At 59.5% G+C, this 17,343-nt stretch carries 11 protein-coding genes and 1 pseudogene; 9 read left to right on the top strand and 3 right to left on the bottom strand.

The window, feature by feature from the left end; all coding sequences use genetic code 11:
* Positions 1-15 precede the first annotated feature (15 nt).
* Positions 16-1,050, top strand: coding sequence for an arginine N-succinyltransferase (gene astA / locus ACEN93_RS27580; RefSeq protein WP_495610760.1), 1,035 nt, complete (start codon positions 16-18; stop codon positions 1,048-1,050).
* A 160-nt stretch (positions 1,051-1,210) separates the two neighbouring features.
* Positions 1,211-2,080, top strand: coding sequence for an isocitrate lyase/PEP mutase family protein (locus ACEN93_RS27575; protein WP_007956238.1), 870 nt, complete (start codon positions 1,211-1,213; stop codon positions 2,078-2,080).
* 78 nt (positions 2,081-2,158) lie between these two features.
* Here the strand turns inward: ACEN93_RS27575 and ACEN93_RS27570 are convergent.
* The 3 genes and pseudogenes from ACEN93_RS27570 to ACEN93_RS27560 all read right to left on the bottom strand — a co-directional run.
* Positions 2,159-2,350 (bottom strand): annotated as a pseudogene (locus ACEN93_RS27570) (hypothetical protein); the annotation flags it as partial.
* Between the two features lie 129 nt (positions 2,351-2,479).
* Positions 2,480-3,706, bottom strand: a complete 1,227-nt coding sequence (locus ACEN93_RS27565) for a M20/M25/M40 family metallo-hydrolase (RefSeq protein WP_210709554.1) — start codon at positions 3,704-3,706, stop codon at positions 2,480-2,482.
* Between the two features lie 84 nt (positions 3,707-3,790).
* On the bottom strand, positions 3,791-4,864 hold the full coding sequence (locus ACEN93_RS27560; RefSeq protein WP_039767803.1) for a diguanylate cyclase: 1,074 nt from the start codon (positions 4,862-4,864) through the stop codon (positions 3,791-3,793).
* A 190-nt stretch (positions 4,865-5,054) separates the two neighbouring features.
* Here ACEN93_RS27560 and ACEN93_RS27555 point away from each other — a divergent pair, with 190 nt between their 5' ends.
* From ACEN93_RS27555 to ACEN93_RS27525, 7 genes are all read left to right on the top strand, one after another.
* Positions 5,055-6,509: a flavin-containing monooxygenase gene (locus ACEN93_RS27555; protein ID WP_495610759.1), complete on the top strand. Its 1,455-nt coding sequence runs from the start codon at positions 5,055-5,057 to the stop codon at positions 6,507-6,509.
* Between the two features lie 16 nt (positions 6,510-6,525).
* Complete coding sequence (locus tag ACEN93_RS27550; RefSeq protein ID WP_039767801.1) at positions 6,526-7,464, top strand: alpha/beta fold hydrolase; 939 nt, start codon at positions 6,526-6,528, stop codon at positions 7,462-7,464.
* Positions 7,465-7,575: 111 nt separating this feature from the next.
* Positions 7,576-8,952, top strand: coding sequence for a 2-oxoadipate dioxygenase/decarboxylase HglS (gene hglS / locus ACEN93_RS27545; protein ID WP_495610758.1), 1,377 nt, complete (start codon positions 7,576-7,578; stop codon positions 8,950-8,952).
* Between the two features lie 314 nt (positions 8,953-9,266).
* Positions 9,267-9,782: an Hcp family type VI secretion system effector gene (locus ACEN93_RS27540; protein WP_039767797.1), complete on the top strand. Its 516-nt coding sequence runs from the start codon at positions 9,267-9,269 to the stop codon at positions 9,780-9,782.
* A gap of 130 nt (positions 9,783-9,912) precedes the next feature.
* Positions 9,913-11,955 carry a type VI secretion system Vgr family protein gene (locus tag ACEN93_RS27535; protein WP_495610757.1) on the top strand — a complete coding sequence of 681 codons (2,043 nt, stop codon included), beginning with the start codon at positions 9,913-9,915 and terminating at the stop codon, positions 11,953-11,955.
* Positions 11,945-12,682, top strand: a complete 738-nt coding sequence (locus ACEN93_RS27530; RefSeq protein WP_495610756.1) for a DUF4123 domain-containing protein — start codon at positions 11,945-11,947, stop codon at positions 12,680-12,682. Before ACEN93_RS27535 ends, ACEN93_RS27530 begins: the two co-directional genes overlap by 11 nt.
* Entirely contained in the window at positions 12,682-17,343 is a 4,662-nt protein-coding gene (locus tag ACEN93_RS27525; RefSeq protein ID WP_495610755.1) for an RHS repeat-associated core domain-containing protein, read from the top strand. The genes ACEN93_RS27530 and ACEN93_RS27525 overlap by 1 nt, the downstream gene beginning before the upstream one ends.

Genomic DNA, 17,343 nt, shown 5'->3' with positions numbered 1-17,343 from the left:
AAAAGGAGTTGCAGCATGATTGTCCGTCCGGTCCAAGTCAGCGACCTGCCAGCGTTGATGACGCTGGTGCAACAGGCCGGGCCGGGGTTCACCACCCTGCCCGCCAACGAAGATCGCCTGGCCCACCGGGTGCGCTGGGCACAACGGGCGTTCGCCGAACAGGTCGAGCGGGCCGATGCCGATTACCTGTTCGTGCTTGAAGACGACGAACAGCGCGTGGTCGGCGTCAGCGCCCTGGCCGGGGCCGTCGGCCTGCGCGAGCCGTGGTACAACTATCGGGTCGGGCTGACCGTCAGTTCGGCGCCGGACCTGGGTATTCAGCGGCAGATTCCGACGCTGTTCCTCAACAATGAACTGACCGGCCAATCGGAACTGTGCTCGCTGTTCCTGCGCCACGACCAGCGCCACGGCAGCAATGGACGTCTGCTGTCGCTGGGGCGTTTGCTGTTTGTTGCCGAATTCCCGCACCTGTTCGGCGAAAAAATGATCGCCGAACTGCGCGGCAGTGCCGACGAACAAGGCCGTTCGCCGTTCTGGGACAGTCTGGGCCGGCACTTCTTCCAGATGGACTTCAGCCACGCCGACCACTTGTCCGGGCTCGGCAACAAGGCCTTCATCGCCGAACTGATGCCGCGCCAGCCGCTATACACCTGCCTGCTCACCGAACAGGCCCAGGCCGTGATCGGCCAGGCCCACCCGAACACCGAGCCGGCGCTGAAAATCCTCCAGGCCGAGGGTTTTGCCCATAAAGGCTATATCGACATATTTGACGGCGGCCCGGTGATCGAGGCGCCGATCCGCAACATCCGTACGGTGCGCGACAGCCTGGAACTGACCCTGAGCATCGGCACGCCGGACGATCAGGCGCCGCTGTGGCTGATCCACAATCGGCGCCTGGAAAACTGCCGCATCACCGTGGCGGCGGGACGCCGGGTCGGCAGTAGTCTGGTGATCGACCGCCTGACCGCCAAACGCCTGCAATTGCAACCGGGCAACTCGGTGCGGGCGGTGCCGTTGCCCAATCGACAGCAGCAGGCGGTGGCGGCCTGAGCTCAGATTCCTGGAGAGAAAGCGCCTGAACAGGTTTTTCCTGGTTAACTTCCTCGTTAATTCGTCATGATCCTTGACCCATTGGCGTGATAGCCTTTTCACCTTCGGCGTTGACACCTTTGCTCAAGCCTTTCCATTCCTTTGTATTGGTGGAACTCGTATGACCAGGCTTTCTCATCAAGATTTGCGCCGTAACTTCCGTCAGCTGCTGGCTTCCGACACCTGCTATCACACCGCCTCGGTGTTCGATCCGATGTCCGCCCGCATCGCCGCTGACCTGGGTTTTGAAGTAGGGATTCTCGGCGGCTCGGTCGCCTCGTTGCAGGTGCTGGGCGCTCCGGACTTTGCCCTGATCACCCTCAGCGAATTCGCTGAGCAGGCCACGCGCATCGGCCGCGTCGCCCAATTGCCGGTGATCGCCGACGCCGACCACGGCTACGGCAATGCGCTCAACGTGATGCGCACCATCGTTGAACTGGAACGCGCTGGCGTCGCCGCGCTGACCATCGAAGACACCCTGCTGCCAGCACAATTCGGCCGCAAATCCACCGACCTGATCACCGTCGCAGAAGGCGTCGGCAAGATCCGCGCGGCACTGGAAGCCCGGGTCGATTCGGAAATGGCGATCATCGCCCGGACCAACGCCGGCATCCTGCCGAACCAGGAAATCATCAGCCGCACCAAGCAGTACCAGGCCGCCGGTGCCGACGGTATCTGCATGGTGGGTATCCAGGACTTCGACCAGCTCGAGCAGATCGCCGAACACCTGACCGTCCCGCTGATGCTGGTGACCTACGGCAACCCGGCGCTGCGCGACGACAAACGCTTGGCCGAACTGGGTGTGCGCGTGACCATCGACGGCCACGGTGCCTACTTCGCGGCGATCAAAGCGACTTACGACAGCCTTCGCGAACAGCGCCAGATCTTCACCCAGGCTTCCGACCTGAGCGCCACCGAACTGACCCACACCTACACCCAGCCTGAGGAATACATCCTCTGGGCCAAGGAATACATGAGCGTCAAAGAGTAACCTCGCACCACGCTACAAAGAGGCAGAGCGGCCCGACGCCATCACGAGTCCACTCGCATGGCGCCCGCCGCGAAACCGCTAGACCGCTGTCTTGAAGCCTTCCTCCCGCTGTAATGCCCGCGTCTGAATCACGTTCAGAATGGCGCAGCCCTCCCGTATCAGCAGATGCACTGCGCTGGTAATGCGCGTCAGATCACAATCGGAAATGCCCTTGAGGTCGAGACTGGAAAACGTGTCGGCCAGATCGCGCACGACTACAAAACGGTGCACCTGATCGTCGATCGTTCCCACGCTCCGCGTGGGAATGCAGCCCGGGACGCTCTGCGTCCCTTCCAGAGCCGAACGCGGAGCGTCCGTTGAGGCATTCCCACGCAGAGCGTGGGAACGATCAGGCGGCTGTTACCGTTTCGCCAACTCCATAATCATCCGCGACAACAGATAAATCCGCGGCGCCACACTCTCCACCTCCGCGTATTCCTCCGGCGTATGAATGTTGCCGCCGACAATCCCGAACCCGTCCAGCGTCGGCGTCCCCACTCCGGCCGACAGGCTCGCATCCGCCGCCCCGCCGCTGCCTTCTTCGGTCAACTTGCGGCCGATTTCGCCGTAAATCCCTTGCGCCATCGCCATCAAACGATCCGACTCCGCCGTCTGCGGCATCGGTGGCAAGCCGCGTTGCAGCGAGGTCTTCACTTCGGTATCGGGGATCAACTTGTCCTGCGACACCCGCGCCAGATCCTTCTCGATCCGGTCAAATTCTTCCGGCACCGCCGCCCGCACGTCAGCCTTGGCCGTGGCCTGATCCGGGATCACGTTGGTGCGATCACCGGCCTTGAGCACGGTGAAGTTGATGGTGGTTTTCCTGGCCTCGTCGCCCAGCTTGCCCAGTTGCAGAATCTGGTGCGCCGCCTCCATCGCCGCGTTGCGCCCCAGTTCCGGCGCGACGCCGGCGTGGGCCGCCTTGCCCTTGACTTCGACCAGAGCGGTTGCGCTGCCCTTGCGCCACACCACCAGGCCATCGGCCGGGCGGCCCGGTTCGAGGTTGAGGGTGACGTCGTGAAGTTTGGCGGTTTTCTTGATCAGGTCGGTGGCGACGTCCGAGCCGGTTTCTTCGCTGGCATCGAGCAGGAAGGTGATTTGCGCGTAGTCCTTGAAGTCGAGGTTCTTCAGAATTTTCAGCGCGTAGATGCCGGCGACGATCCCGCCCTTGTCGTCCATCACACCCGGCCCGTAGGCGCGGCCGTCCTTGATGTGAAACGGTCGCTCGGCGGCGGAGCCTTCCTTGAACACCGTGTCCATGTGCGCCATCAGCAGGATTTTCGCCTTGCCGGTGCCTTTGAGCGTGGCGAGCACGTGGTTGGTTTTTTCCGGCGTATTGGGCACCAGCTCGATGGTGGCGCCGAGCTTTTTCAGCTCGTCGATGGCGATTTCGCTGACTTGCTTGAGCCCCGGTTCATAGCCGGAACCGGAGTCGATATTGACCAGGCGCTCGAGCAATTTCAGGGCTTCTGGCTTGTATTGCTCGGCATCGGCCAGCACTTGTTTGTGCGGTTCGGCAAAGACACCGGAGGCTGCAAAAGTGAGGGACAGACCGGCCAGCAGAGAACGACGGAAATTGAACGTCATGAATCAATCCTTGTTTCGTGTCGGGTACTGAACCGTACCTGACATCGCCCCAAGGCTCCATCCCGGATGCGACACCCGATCCGTTCAAACCGAATCGAATACCTCGCGCCGCGGCTTGTCGTCGCTGCAGCAAATCACCCGGTTACGCCCGCCAGCCTTGGCTTCGTACAGCGCCTGGTCGGCGTCATCGAGCCAGCGTGTCGCGTCGCCTTGGGCCGGATCGAGTGCCGCCAGACCGATGCTCAGGCTGACTTTCAGCGCCGGGTTCTGTTCGTACACCAGAAAGGAAAAACGCTCACGCAAGGCCTCCATCGCCTGCACCGCATTGAACAGCGGCAAGTCCGGCAGGATCACGCAAAACTCGTCACCGCCGTAGCGCCCCGCCACATCGGCCAAGCGCAGGTTCTGCTTGAGCATCTTGCTCAGCTGGCGCAGGACGATATCGCCAGCCACATGGCCGTAGGTGTCGTTGATCGCCTTGAAATGGTCGATGTCGATCAGCGCAATCGCCGCACCGCTCTGCTGGCGTTTGCAGCGTTGAAACTCGACTTCCAGTTGATCCTTCCAGGCGCCGTGATTGAGCAGACCGGTGAGGCTGTCGGTGCGGCTCAGGGCCAGCAATTCGCGTTTATGCAAGCCGAGGGTGTAGGCCTGGCGAAAGCAGATCCAGCCCAGCGCCAGCGGATACAGCATCAACAACGGCAGACAGGCATAGAGCTGTGCCGGCGTGGTCATCGGGACGAGCGCGGGGGCAAACACCACCAGCCCGACGCCGACGCCGAGCAACTGCGCCGCCGCTCCGGCCAATAGAAAACGAGCACCACCGATAGCGACGTTGTTCATCGCCATCATCGAAATGGTCGTGGCACTGGGCAAGGGATTGAAGTGCATGGCGGCGACCCAGAAGCCACCGAGAAAGGCGTCGATCAACAAATTACGGTGTTCGGCGTGGTACGGAACCTTCGCCCGGCGCGCCCATTGATACGCGAGGTGCGGCCAGACCAGGCCGTTGAACAGCATCACCGCCCAGACCCAGGCCGGCGGATCGAGTGGATACATCGCGACGCTCACGCACAAAAGCCCCAGAACCAGCCCGAGGATTCGCGATGTATAGAGCCTCCTGGCCAGTGAAAGTCCCTTTCCTCCCGTTCTTCCCATAGGGGCCTCGACCACTCGACGGCACTGCGCAGACCGCAGACCCGATGTATTGGGAGTCTATCAGGGCAACGTCAAATAGCCATCACCGGCCAGCGGGCCGAATACCCCGTCATCAGCACCACACGGCGAGCAAATGATTGGCTATACATGAAAGGAAGAAAATGGAAAAAAGACTCTAAAAAGGAGGCCCATGCAGACCTATCAAGTGTTGATCATCGGCAGCGGTTTTGGCGGCCAGTGCGCGGCGGTCAACCTGCTCAAGGCCGGTATCGACGACTTTCGCTTGCTGGAGCGCCGCGACTTCTTCGGCGGCACCTGGTGCCAGAACACCTACCCCGGCGCAGCAGTGGATGTGCCGTCGCCGCTGTATTCGCTGTCGTTTGCGCCTTACCGCTGGACCCAGATGTTCGCCGAACAGGCTGAACTGCACCGCTACACCGACCATGTGGTGGAGCGCTTCGGCCTCGGTGATCGGGTAGAACTGGAGGCCAATGTCGAGCGCGTCGAATGGAACGACAACGACAAACGCTGGGCCGTATACACCGGAACCAAAGGCATTTTTTATGCGCAGTTCCTGATCAATGCCACCGGGCCGCTGAGCCAGCCGGTTATCCCACACTTTCCCGGCCAGGATCGCTTTCAGGGCAAGACCTTTCATACAAACAATTGGGATCACAGCTACGACTATCACGGTAAACGCGTGGCGATTGTCGGCAGCGGTGCCAGTGCGGCACAGGTGATTCCGGCCATTGCACCGAAGGTCGCCCAATTGCATGTGTTTCAGCGCACAGCGCATTGGGTGCTGCCCCGGGCTGATCGTACGTTCGGGCGATTCCAGCGCTGGCTGCTGGGTCTGAAACCGGCCTACAAACTGCTGCGCTGGATGATCTACTGGAAATTCGAAACCCGGGTCATCGCCTTCAAATACTCGAAACCGGCGATTCACATGGTGCAGCGACACGCCCTGAAGTTTCTCAAACGCCAGGTGACTGACCCCGAGTTGCGGAAAAAACTGACACCGGACTTCACCATCGGCTGCAAACGGGTGCTGCTCTCCAGCACCTACTACCCGGCACTGACCCGGCCCAACGTCACGTTGCACAGCCGCGAGCAAGGCATCGCCAGCCTCGACGAAACCGGCATCGTCACCACCGATGGCCAGCACATCGACGTCGATCTGATCGTCTGGTCGACCGGTTACGACGCCACCGACGGCGTGATTTCCTACCCGGTCAGCGGAAAAAACGCCGTGCAACTGCGCGATGTCTGGGCGCAGTACCCGCGCGCCTACCTCGGCACGAGCCTGCCGGACTTTCCCAACCTGTTTATCGTCACCGGGCCGAACACCGGCATCGGCCACACCTCGGCGCTGTTCATCATCGAATCGCAGATGAACTACATCCTCGACTGCATCCGCATCTTGCAGGCCAATGGTCTGCGCAGCATCGAGGTTCGCCCCGAAGCAGAACGTACCTACACTCAGATGATTCACCGAGAAATGGAACGCACGGTCTGGAAAACCGGCGGCTGCCACAGTTGGTATCAAAGCAAAAGCGGTCATGTGATCGCGATGTTCCCCGGCTTCAGTTTCAGCTACCACCGGTTGACCCGGGCGCTGAAACCGGCCGACCACATTCTGTCTTGAACAAGGAAGACCCACGATGCTTTTGCTGTTTGTCGCCCTCGCGGTTTTCGTGGCCTGGAGCTGGTTGAGTTACCCGGCGGTCGGCCACTGGCTCTACGATCTGAGCGCGGCCCTGGAGGCCAGGCTATACCGGTTGCACAAGATTGAAGTGCCGATTGCCGAAATGACCGTGTCGACCTGGCAAGGCGGGCCTTATGAAGCGTCGAGCAGCATTTTGATGCTGCACGGCTACAGCGCTGAAAAAAACCTGTGGCTGCGCTTCGCCCGGCATTTTGTCGGGCAGTATCGGGTGATCATCCCGGACCTCGCCGGTCATGGTGAAACCGGCTTCAAGGCCGGCGGTGGCTACGACATTCCGGTGCAGGCCAAACGCATGATCCAGTTGCTCGACGTCTGCGGCGTCGAGAAAGTCCACGTGATCGGCAACTCCATGGGCGGCTACATCGCCGCGTGGCTGGCGGCCACCTACCCGGATCGCATTGCTTCGGTGGCGCTGATCGACCCGGCCGGCGTCACCGCGCCCGAGCCCAGCGACATGGAGCGCCACCTCGCCCGTGGGCACAATCCGTTTCTGATCAATTCCCGGGAAGAATTCCGACGCTTCTATGCCATGACCATGGCGTCGCCACCGTGGGTGCCCGGCCTGGTGCTCGACGCGATCGCCCAGCGCTACGAACAATGCCGCGACGAACTGGAAGAGATTTTCCGGGACTTTCGCGCCAGCCCGCCGATGGAACCGAAACTGCCGGACATCAAATGCCCGGCGCTGTTGCTCTGGGGCCGCAAGGACCGGCTGATCGACGTCAGCAGCGTGCCGGTATGGAGCAAAGGCATCAGCAATCTGCGGGTCGATGTCTGGGACGGCGTCGGCCATATGCCGATGGTCGAACAACCGTCGAACACGGCACGTCTGTATCGGGAGTTTCTGGGGGAAAACTCGCGCCAGGACAGGTAAACGGTCAGTCGTTGGCAGAATGAAGTTCGTAGGATTCTTCGTTTGCCCGCGTCGGCGAAGGCTGCGATCTTTTCCGACATCCTTTACGTGACCGTGCCAGGAATTTTTTTCATGACCGTGCAGCCTTTCGTCAGCCCCGACCTGATCCGCCAACGCTTCTCCAAAGCGATGTCCGACATGTACCGCGAAGAAGTGCCGCTGTACGGCGCATTGATGGAACTGGTGGAACAGACCAACCGCGACGTGCTGGCACGCGAGCCGCAAGTCGCCAGTCAACTGCACAGCACCGGCGAAATCGAACGGCTGGACATGGAGCGCCACGGCGCCATCCGCGTCGGCACCGCCACCGAACTGGCCACCCTCGCCCGCCTGTTTGCGGTGATGGGCATGCAACCGGTGGGCTATTACGACCTGACCCCTGCCGGGGTGCCGGTGCATTCAACGGCGTTCCGGGCGGTGCATGAAGATGCGCTGCAGGTCAGCCCGTTCCGGGTGTTCACTTCGTTGTTGCGACTGGAATTGATTGAAGACCCCGAGCTGCGGGCCTTCGCGCAATCGGTGCTGGATAAGCGTTCGATCTTTACGCCATCGGCGCTAAGGCTGATCGAACAGGCTGAATCTGCTGGCGGCCTGAATGATTCCGAGGCAGGGGAATTTGTCCTGCAAGCGCTGGAGACTTTTCGCTGGCACCACAGCGCCACCGTCACCGCCGCGCAATACCAGACGCTGAGCGCCCAGCATCGCCTGATCGCCGATGTCGTCGCGTTCAAGGGCCCGCACATCAACCACCTGACCCCGCGCACACTGGACATCGACATCGTCCAGGCGCAGATGCCGCTGCACGGCATCACGCCCAAAGCGGTGATCGAAGGCCCGCCGCGCCGGCAGCATCCGATCCTGTTGCGTCAGACCAGTTTCAAGGCGCTGGACGAACCGATTGCCTTCACCGACCAGACGCAAACCCGCGGCAGCCACAGCGCCCGCTTCGGTGAAATTGAACAACGGGGCGCGGCGCTGACACCCAAGGGGCGAGCGTTGTACGACCGACTGCTGAACGCGGCGCGCGATGAACTGGGCGATTTCCCCAACGAAGCCAATGCCTCACGCTACAACGCGCTGATGGCTCAGCATTTCAGCGAGTTCCCTGACAGCCTTGAGGGCATGCGCGAGCAGGAATTGGCGTATTTCCGTTATTTCCTGACAGGCAAAGGAAGTCGTCCCGCTGATGTTTCGCTGCAAGGGTTATTACGCGACGGCTATGTGAAAGCCGAACCGCTGGTGTACGAAGATTTCCTGCCGGTGAGTGCAGCGGGGATTTTTCAGTCGAACCTGGGGGACGCGGCGCAGGCGCACTATGGCGAGCACTCCAATCGACAGGCGTTCGAGTTAGCGTTGGGGCGTTCGACCATTGATGAGTTGGGCCTGTATGCCGAAACCCAGCAACGTTCGATTGAGGAATGCCTCACTGCAATTGCCCGATCCGCGTGAAAAGCGGCGATTGGCCATACTGCGCAAGAAGTTGCGCACTTGTTTCGTAAAAATGCTCACCGATTCCGCTGGAGGCCATGTGTTTAAAGGCCTCCAGCCAAGTGCGCAAGAAGTTGCGCAGTACTGCGCAACTTCTTGCGCACTTTGAGCTACCTGGCTGATCAAAAAACGCTCAAACCCGCGAGCCAGAGCGGTCAAGTCCCCGGCTCCCGGGGACGTGGCAAAAGCTGGCACGCTCCTTGATAACAGTCAGCCACCCACCGGGCGATTTCGCCTCCCGGGCACCCTAACTTTATCCGCAAGGAGCACCTCCCATGGCAACACCAGCGTACATGTCGGTTACCGGCGAAAAACAAGGCCTGATCACTGCCGGCGCTTTCACCGCCGACTCCGTTGGCAACACCTACCAGGAAGGTCACGAAGACCAGGTCATGGTTCAGGCGTTCAGCCACGACGTGATCATCCCGCGTGACCCGCAATCCGGTCAGCCAACCGGTCAGCGCGTTCACAAGCCAGTGATCATCACCAAGGTCTACGACAAGGCTTCGCCACTGCTGCAAGCTGCTCTGACCTCCGGCGAGCGCATGAGCGAAATCGTTATCCAGTGGTACCGCACTTCGGCTCAAGGCACCCAAGAGCACTACTACACCACCAAACTGGAAGACGCGATCATCGTCGCCATCAACAACAAGATGCACAACTGCCAGGATCCATCGAACGCCCACTTCACCCACCTGGAAGAAGTGCAGTTCACCTACCGCAAAATCACCTGGACCCACGAAGTATCCGGTACTTCGGGTTCCGATGACTGGCGTGCTCCAGTCGTTTAATTACGGCTGATCGTTACAAGCATCGGCCAGCTCTGCTGGTCGATGTTGTTTACGCCCCTCCAGAATTTCGCGTGCGTTGAACCGCCTGGCGGTCGTCGACACACGCCGTATGCAGCACGAGGAACAAGGGATGTTCGCGCCGGCCAATGAAACCCACTTTGCCCTGACCATCGAAGGTCTTTCCGCCGACTTTCAGGTGTTTACCCTCACCGGTCGGGAAGCCATCAGCCAGCCTTTTGTGTTCGAGGTGGAGCTGGTCAGTGAGCAGCCGTCGCTGGACCTCGAAACCCTGCTGCACAAACCGGCCTTCCTGCAGCTGTCGCCCGACGGCAGCGGCATCCACGGCCTGATCTACCGCGCCGCGCAAGGCGATTCCGGCAAGCGCCTGACGCGCTATTCCGTGACCCTGCGCCCGCAACTGGCGTACCTGGCGCACCGGATCAACCAGCGGATCTTCCAGAACCTCAGCGTGCCGAAAATCATCGGCAAGGTCCTCGAAGAACACGGCATCCAGGGCAACGCCTACGCCTTCCAGACCGGTTCGATCTACCCCGACCGCATTTACTGCGTGCAATACGACGAATCGGACCTGCATTTCATCCAGCGCCTGTGCGAAGAAGAGGGCATTCACTACCACTTCCAGCACAGCGCCACGGGCCACAAACTGGTGTTCGGCGATGACCAGACGGTGTTCAAGAAACTGGCGCCGGTGGCCTATCAGCAGGACTCCGGCATGGTCGCCAGCAAGCCGGTGATCAAACGCTTCGACCTGCGCCTGGAAACCCGTACCAGCCGCACCACCCGCCGCGACTACGACTTCGAAAAACCGCGCCTGACGCTGGAAAGCGAAAACCGCGGCGACGCCCTGCCCGACCTCGAGGACTACGATTACCCGGGCCGTTTCATCGACCGCGAACGCGGCAAGCACCTGGCCAAACGCGCCCTCGAACGCCACCGCAGCGACTTCCAGCTCGCCGAAGGCAAGAGTGATCAGCCGCTGCTGGTCAGCGGCCATTTCCTCGCACTCAAAGAACACCCGAAAGCCAAGTGGAATGACCTGTGGCTGCTCACCGAAGTCCATCACGAAGGCAAGCAGCCGCAGGTGCTGGAAGAATCGGTCACCAGCGACACCACCGCGCTGAAAGACGATTTCCATCAGGGCTACCGCAACCGCTTCCAGGCCACCCCGTGGGACGTGCCGAACCGCCCGCCCCTGCGCCACCCGAAACCGCGCATCCTCGGCAGCCAGAGCGCCGTGGTCACCGGCCCGAAAGGCGAAGAAATCCACTGCGACGAATATGGCCGCGTCAAAGTCCAGTTCCACTGGGATCGCGACGGTCAGGCCGACGACAAGACCAGCTGCTGGCTGCGCGTCTCCAGCGCCTGGGCCGGCGCCCAGTACGGCGGCATCGCCATCCCGCGCATCGGCATGGAAGTGCTGGTGACCTTCCTCGAAGGCGACCCCGACCAGCCGCTGATCAGCGGCTGCCTGTACCACAAGGAAAACACCGTCCCGTACGCCCTGCCGGCGAACAAGACCCGCACCACCTTCAAGACCCTGAGCTCGATGGGTGGCGGCGGCTTCAACGAACTGCGCATCGAAGACAAGAAAGGCCAGGAGCAGATCTTCCTCCACGCCCAGCGCGACTGGGACGAGAACATCGAACACGACCAGAAAATCCGCGTCGGCAACGAACGCCACGACGTCGTGGAAAAAAACAGCTACACGGAATTCAAGGCCGAAGAACACCACACGGTTTACGAAGACCGCAAAGTCGAAGCACGCGCCAACGACCACCTGACCGTGGGCGTGAACCAGCACATCAAGATCGGCACCGGGCAATTCATCGACGCGGGGCAGGAAATTCACCTGAGCAGCGGGATGAAGGTGGTGCTGGAGGCTGGGGCTGAGCTGACGCTGGTCGGCGGTGGCAGCTTCATCAAGATCGATGGCGGCGGCGTGACCATGAGCGGGCCGGCGATCAACATCAACTCCGGCGGAGGACCGGGCAGCGGCACCGGTGCAGCCCCGTTGATGCCGGGCGTACTGAAGCAGGCAGATGCCGACAAGGCTGGCGCCGTACTGACCCCGGCGCAAATCAACACCCTCAAACGTAATGCGCCGTTCTGCGAAGAGTGCGAAAAATGCAAGGCAGGTGCCTGTGCCATCTAATCGACTGACACCCAAAGACTGGCTGGCGCAACAGCCGCTGCAAAAAGATGAGCGTCTGTATCTGGTCATCAGCGCCGCCAGTGATGCCGAAGCGCTCAAAGCCTTGTATCAGAGCGAACCGTCCGTCCAGGCCATTCCCGTCTGGGGCGGAACGCCCTACTCCACCTGGCAACCGGTGATGCCTTACGTCGCCGAACTCAAGGCCAACTCGGCCTTCCTGCCCTGGATCACCGAAACCGACGCCCTCGACTGGGGCTGGCTGGCGGTCTCCCGCTCGGAGCCCAACGAAGTTTTCGAACATCTGCGCAGTTTGACCCAGGTGAAGATGCCAGACGGGACCGAAGTGTTTTTCCGGTTCTGGGATGGACGGCATATCTATCCGATTCTTGAAGGGTTGGGTGAGAAGGCTGGGGAAGTGTTGCCGGTGTTTGAGCGGTATCTGATCAATGGTCGGAGCCTGGAAGTCGGGCCGAGGGTGGTGCCGAAGGCGAAGGATTGGCCGTGGTGGGAGGTGCCGAAGAAGTTGCTGGATCAGTTGGCGAAAGAGGATCACACGACGCTGGTCGCCAACTTGATGCAATGGCTCGAAGAAGCACGCCCGGACCTCTACAGCGCATGGCCCGAGAACAACCTGAAACTGAAAATCACCCGTTTCGTGCGTCGCCCGGATGCTCCGGACAACCTTAAAGAAGCACTGTTAAACCACCTGATTCTGGAGCAAGGCTGATGGATCGCGTTGCCTTTGTTGACAACCAACTGAACACCTTCAAGGACAGTCTGAAGCTGTATCAGGAACAGACCAAAACCTGGTACGCCAGCGTCGCCGACAAAGCCAGCCGGGCGGCTGATCTCCCTTCCCTGCTGGGCATGGAGCGAGTGATCAAGGTAGGTGATACCAGCAAGTCGGTGAGCATGACCGACGGCGACTTCACTTCGAACGTGGCCCAGTGCCCGTTGAAGGGACCGCTGCTGATCGAGAGCAAGTTCGAATCGGTTTATGACATTCCTGTAGGCGATATCGAAGTCGAGATCGTCGCTGTGGAAGGTGGAGCAGTCAGCAAGGTCAAACTCGATCAACAAGGCAAAGCCAGCTGGACCGGTGGGATTCCCGGCAAGTTCTACAAAATCCGGGTTCACAACGAAGTGACACCCGCGCAGATCGACGCTCTGTTCAGCTCCTACAGCGGCGTGACAGCGGAGCTCGAAGGTTTCCTGCGCAAGGAGTGGGCCGGGTTCAAACCACAGTGGTCGAACCTGTCGGCTTCGGGCACTGCGATGGCGATCGGCAACGGCATTCTTGAAGGTGGCTGGGAAGCCATCAAAGGCGTGTGGGATGGCATCAGTCTGGTGCTCGACATTCTGCAAGACCCCAAGAAGTTTGCGAATGATCTCGGTGCCGGCGTCCAGGACCTGATCAACGTCGCCAAAAGCTCGCCAGACATCATGAAAAAAGCCATGTTGCTGGCCAGCGACGAAGCCGCTTTGTTCCTGCTGGTACGCAGTGCCGTGATCTGGCTGGCAGGCTTGCCGCCAATGAAGATGGCCGGCGACGTTGCGAAGATGACCACGGCCATTGTCGTCGGCATCGCGATCGACATCGTGATTGGCGTGGTACTGACGATTGCAGCTGAAGGCACAGGGGTTATCTACCTCGCCGCCCGACTGAAGAAGTACGGTGAGCTTGTCATCAACGCTGTCACCAGCTTCGTGAAGTCGCTATTCAAGATCATCAATGGCTTTATGGAGTACGTTGCCAAATACACTGCCGTTGCGGCACGTGGGGTGACGGCGAAGGTGAGAAACGGCGTCTCGGAGTTGCGTTTCGACGGTAAGCGAGTGACAACCGTCGAAGCACCAAAAGCCCATCACGACGCGCCTGCACAATCCAAGACGCCTGACGAAAAAAGTGCAACTTGCGCTAAAAACACATGCACGAATGGTTGCCCGGTTTCGATGGTGACCGGAGAAGAACTGCTGACACTGACTGATGGGGAACTGAATGGTATTTTTCCATTTTCCTGGACTCGTCTTTATCGCACTAGCGCAGCAGAAATCGATTGTGGCCTTGGCTATGGCTGGAGTCATGCGCTGGCACAACGGGTTGACGTCAACAATGATGAAGTAGTCTGGACTGACCACGAAAATCGAGTTATCACATTCCCGCTGCCGAGCCTGCAACGTCCAGCAATAACAAACAGCCTTTCTGAAGCTGCAATTTTTATTGGTGATGATCCCTCTGAGATCATCCTTGCTCAGGCTGGCGAACGCTCCCAGTTTTATCATTTCCGCTACAACCGTACCGGCGCAACACTGATTGCTGTCAGCGACGCGTATGGCAACAGGCTGCATATCACTCGCGATATCCATGGCCGCATCAAGCGAGTCGATAACGGTGCAGGTCGTGCGTTGCTACTGCGGTATGACCGCAAACACATCGTAGCCATCGAATATCAGCAATTCATCCCAGCAGACAATCTGGAAGATGCATGGAGCACAATCCAGACCATAGTTGCTTATAGCTACGACTCAGAACATCGACTGATCGCGGCAAAAAACGCAGCAGGTGAAACGGAGCACTACGCATACAACGCTCAGAACGTCATCCTAGAACGACGCCTTGCTGGTGGTGCCATCTTTTACTGGGAATGGGAAAAGGAAGGTAAATCTGCCAGGTGCATCCATCACTGGGCTAACTTTTCGCAAATGGACACGCACTACGCTTGGGATGATAAAGGTAGTGTTACTGTCACCAATGCGGACGGCAGTGAAGAGGTCTACACCCACGATGACAAAGCACGACTAGTCGCCAAAGTTGACCCTGACGGTGCTGAAAATCTCAAAGCCTATGATGACAAGGGTCGTTTGGTCGCAGAGCAAGATCCTTTAGGTGCAATTACTGAATTCCATTACAACGAAACCGGGCGACTGATTGCGGTTATTCCACCAGAAGACGAACCCACCGGCTATGAGTACAGCCATGGATTCGTGAGCAAGGTCAGTCGCGGAAAAGCCACTTGGAAGTACCAACGCAACAACCAGGGCGATGTAACGCAGCAGACTGATCCAGATGGCAACACGACCCACTACAGCTACGACAACCGGGGACGACTGCTGGAAATCAGTTACGCCGACGGTGGCCGTCATCAATTGGGCTGGAACAACCTTGGCCAATTGTTGGAGGAGCGCCTCCCCGACGGCGGTAAGCGTAAATATCGCTACGACGCACTCGGCCGGCAAATCACGCGCCAAGATGAGTCCGGCCAGATTACCCAGTATCAGTGGGATGCCGCTAACCGTCTCTCGCAAATCACCCTGCCAGGCGGAGCCACTCGCGCTTACACCTATAACCCATATGGGCGCGTGACTGCCGAACGCGACGAACTCGGCCGCGTCACCCGTTACGAATATGCCGACAACCTGCACCTTGTCAGCCGTCGCATCAATCCTGACGGCAGCCAGCTGCGCTATCGCTACGACAACTCGCGCCTGCTGCTGACCGAAATCGAAAACGAGCGCGGCGAGCACTACAACCTCGACTACTTCCCGAATGGCCTGATCCAGCAGGAAACCGGCTTCGACGGTCGTCGCACTGCGTACGAATACGACCTCAATGGCCAGTTGCTGAAGAAAACCGAATTCGGCGATGACGGCAGCGAGTTGGTGACTGAATACCAACGCGATGCCGCAGGCAGGCTTCTGGTGAAAACTCTTCCCGATGGCGAAGAAATTCACTACAGCTACGACGCCCTCGGCCGCCTGGTCAACGTCGACGACGGACACTGGCCGCTCGCCTACGAATACGACCTGCAAGATCGCCTCGTCACCGAACACCAAGGCTGGGGCACCTTGCGCTATGAGTACGACAGCGTCGGCCAGCTCAAGCATTGTCGCTTGCCCGATGGCAGCAAACTCGATTACCGCCATCAACCCGGCGGCCTGCTCAGCGGCATCGATCTCAACGGCTCGCGCCTGACGTCTCACCAGTTCAGCGGTGGTCGCGAACAGCAGCGCCAGCAGGGCCTGCTGCTCAGCCAGTATCAATATGACGAACAGGGCCGCTTGCAGGCTCACAGTGTCAGCCAACGCGACAAAAACCTGTTCCAGCGCCGCTACAACTACGACGCAAACGGCAACCTCGCCGGTATCGACGACAGCCGCAAAGGTAGCCGCAGCTACCACTACGACCCGCTTGATCGCTTGATCAGCGTTCGTGGCTCGACACCGGAAAGCTTTGCTCATGATCCGGCCGGTAACCTGCTCGGCCAGAACAACGAAGGCACAGCCAACCTCGCCAACGTCAAAGGCAACCGTCTGCTGATGCAGGGCGACCGCCACTACGACTACGACGCCTTTGGCAACCTGATTCGCGAACGCCGTGGCGCTGGCCAGAAACTCGTCACTGAATACCGCTACGACTCCCAGCATCGACTGATCGGCGCGAGCCTGCCGGGTGGCAGCACCGCGTCCTACAAGTACGACGCTTTCGGTCGTCGCATCGAGAAAACTGTCGATGGCCATACCACCGAATTCTTGTGGCAAGGCGAACGTCTGATTGCCGAAAGCGGTGACAATCGTTATCGCACTTATATCTACGAACCCGGCAGCTTCCGCCCGCTGGCCATGCTCGACGGCGAAGGCCCGCGCAAGGCAACGCCGTTCTACTACCAGCTCGACCATCTCGGCACACCGCAGGAGCTCACCGACTACAGTGGCGAGATCATGTGGTCCGCGAAGTACCGCGCATACGGCAACCTTGCCGCGCTGGACGTTAGCGAAATCGATAACCCGTTGCGCTTCCAGGGTCAGTATTTCGATGCAGAGACGGGCCTACACTACAACCGTCATCGCTACTACAATCCGGGGACTGGGCGTTTTCTGACTCCGGATCCGATCAAGCTTGCGGGTGGGTTGAATAACTACCAGTACGTGCCTAACCCTACGGGGTGGGTGGATCCGTTGGGGTTAAATACGTGTCCGGGAGGAACAAACTGTCAGCCGGGCCAACAACCCGATGATCACAGTAATGCAGCAACAAAGGATGGGGCTCCGACACCTCCAACGCCCTATACACACTTCCCTAGTGACCCGAATGAACTGACTCAAGCGCTAGGAGTTCAACCGAAGGTATCGCAGACTCAGCACGGAACGCAGCGAATGCTTTGGGAACCGAACGCAGATACACGCATAAGATATGAAAGCCATCCTGGAGATGCAGGACCTTTCAATGCAAGACACCATGGTGAGCATTATCATATTGAGTTGAAACCTTCTAACGTGACTTGGAATCAAGCTAAAAAACAAGGTTTGGTAGAGAAAGCCAAGCCTGACAACTACCAACCTGGGCATGGAACTGGCTTCCTGCCTGGTGAAAAACACCCAGGACAGTAA

It is taken from the genome of Pseudomonas sp. Pseusp21 (assembly GCF_059492145.1).
The sequence above is the reverse complement of the archived record's forward strand: the minus strand, read 5'-3'. Positions and strand labels throughout refer to the sequence as shown.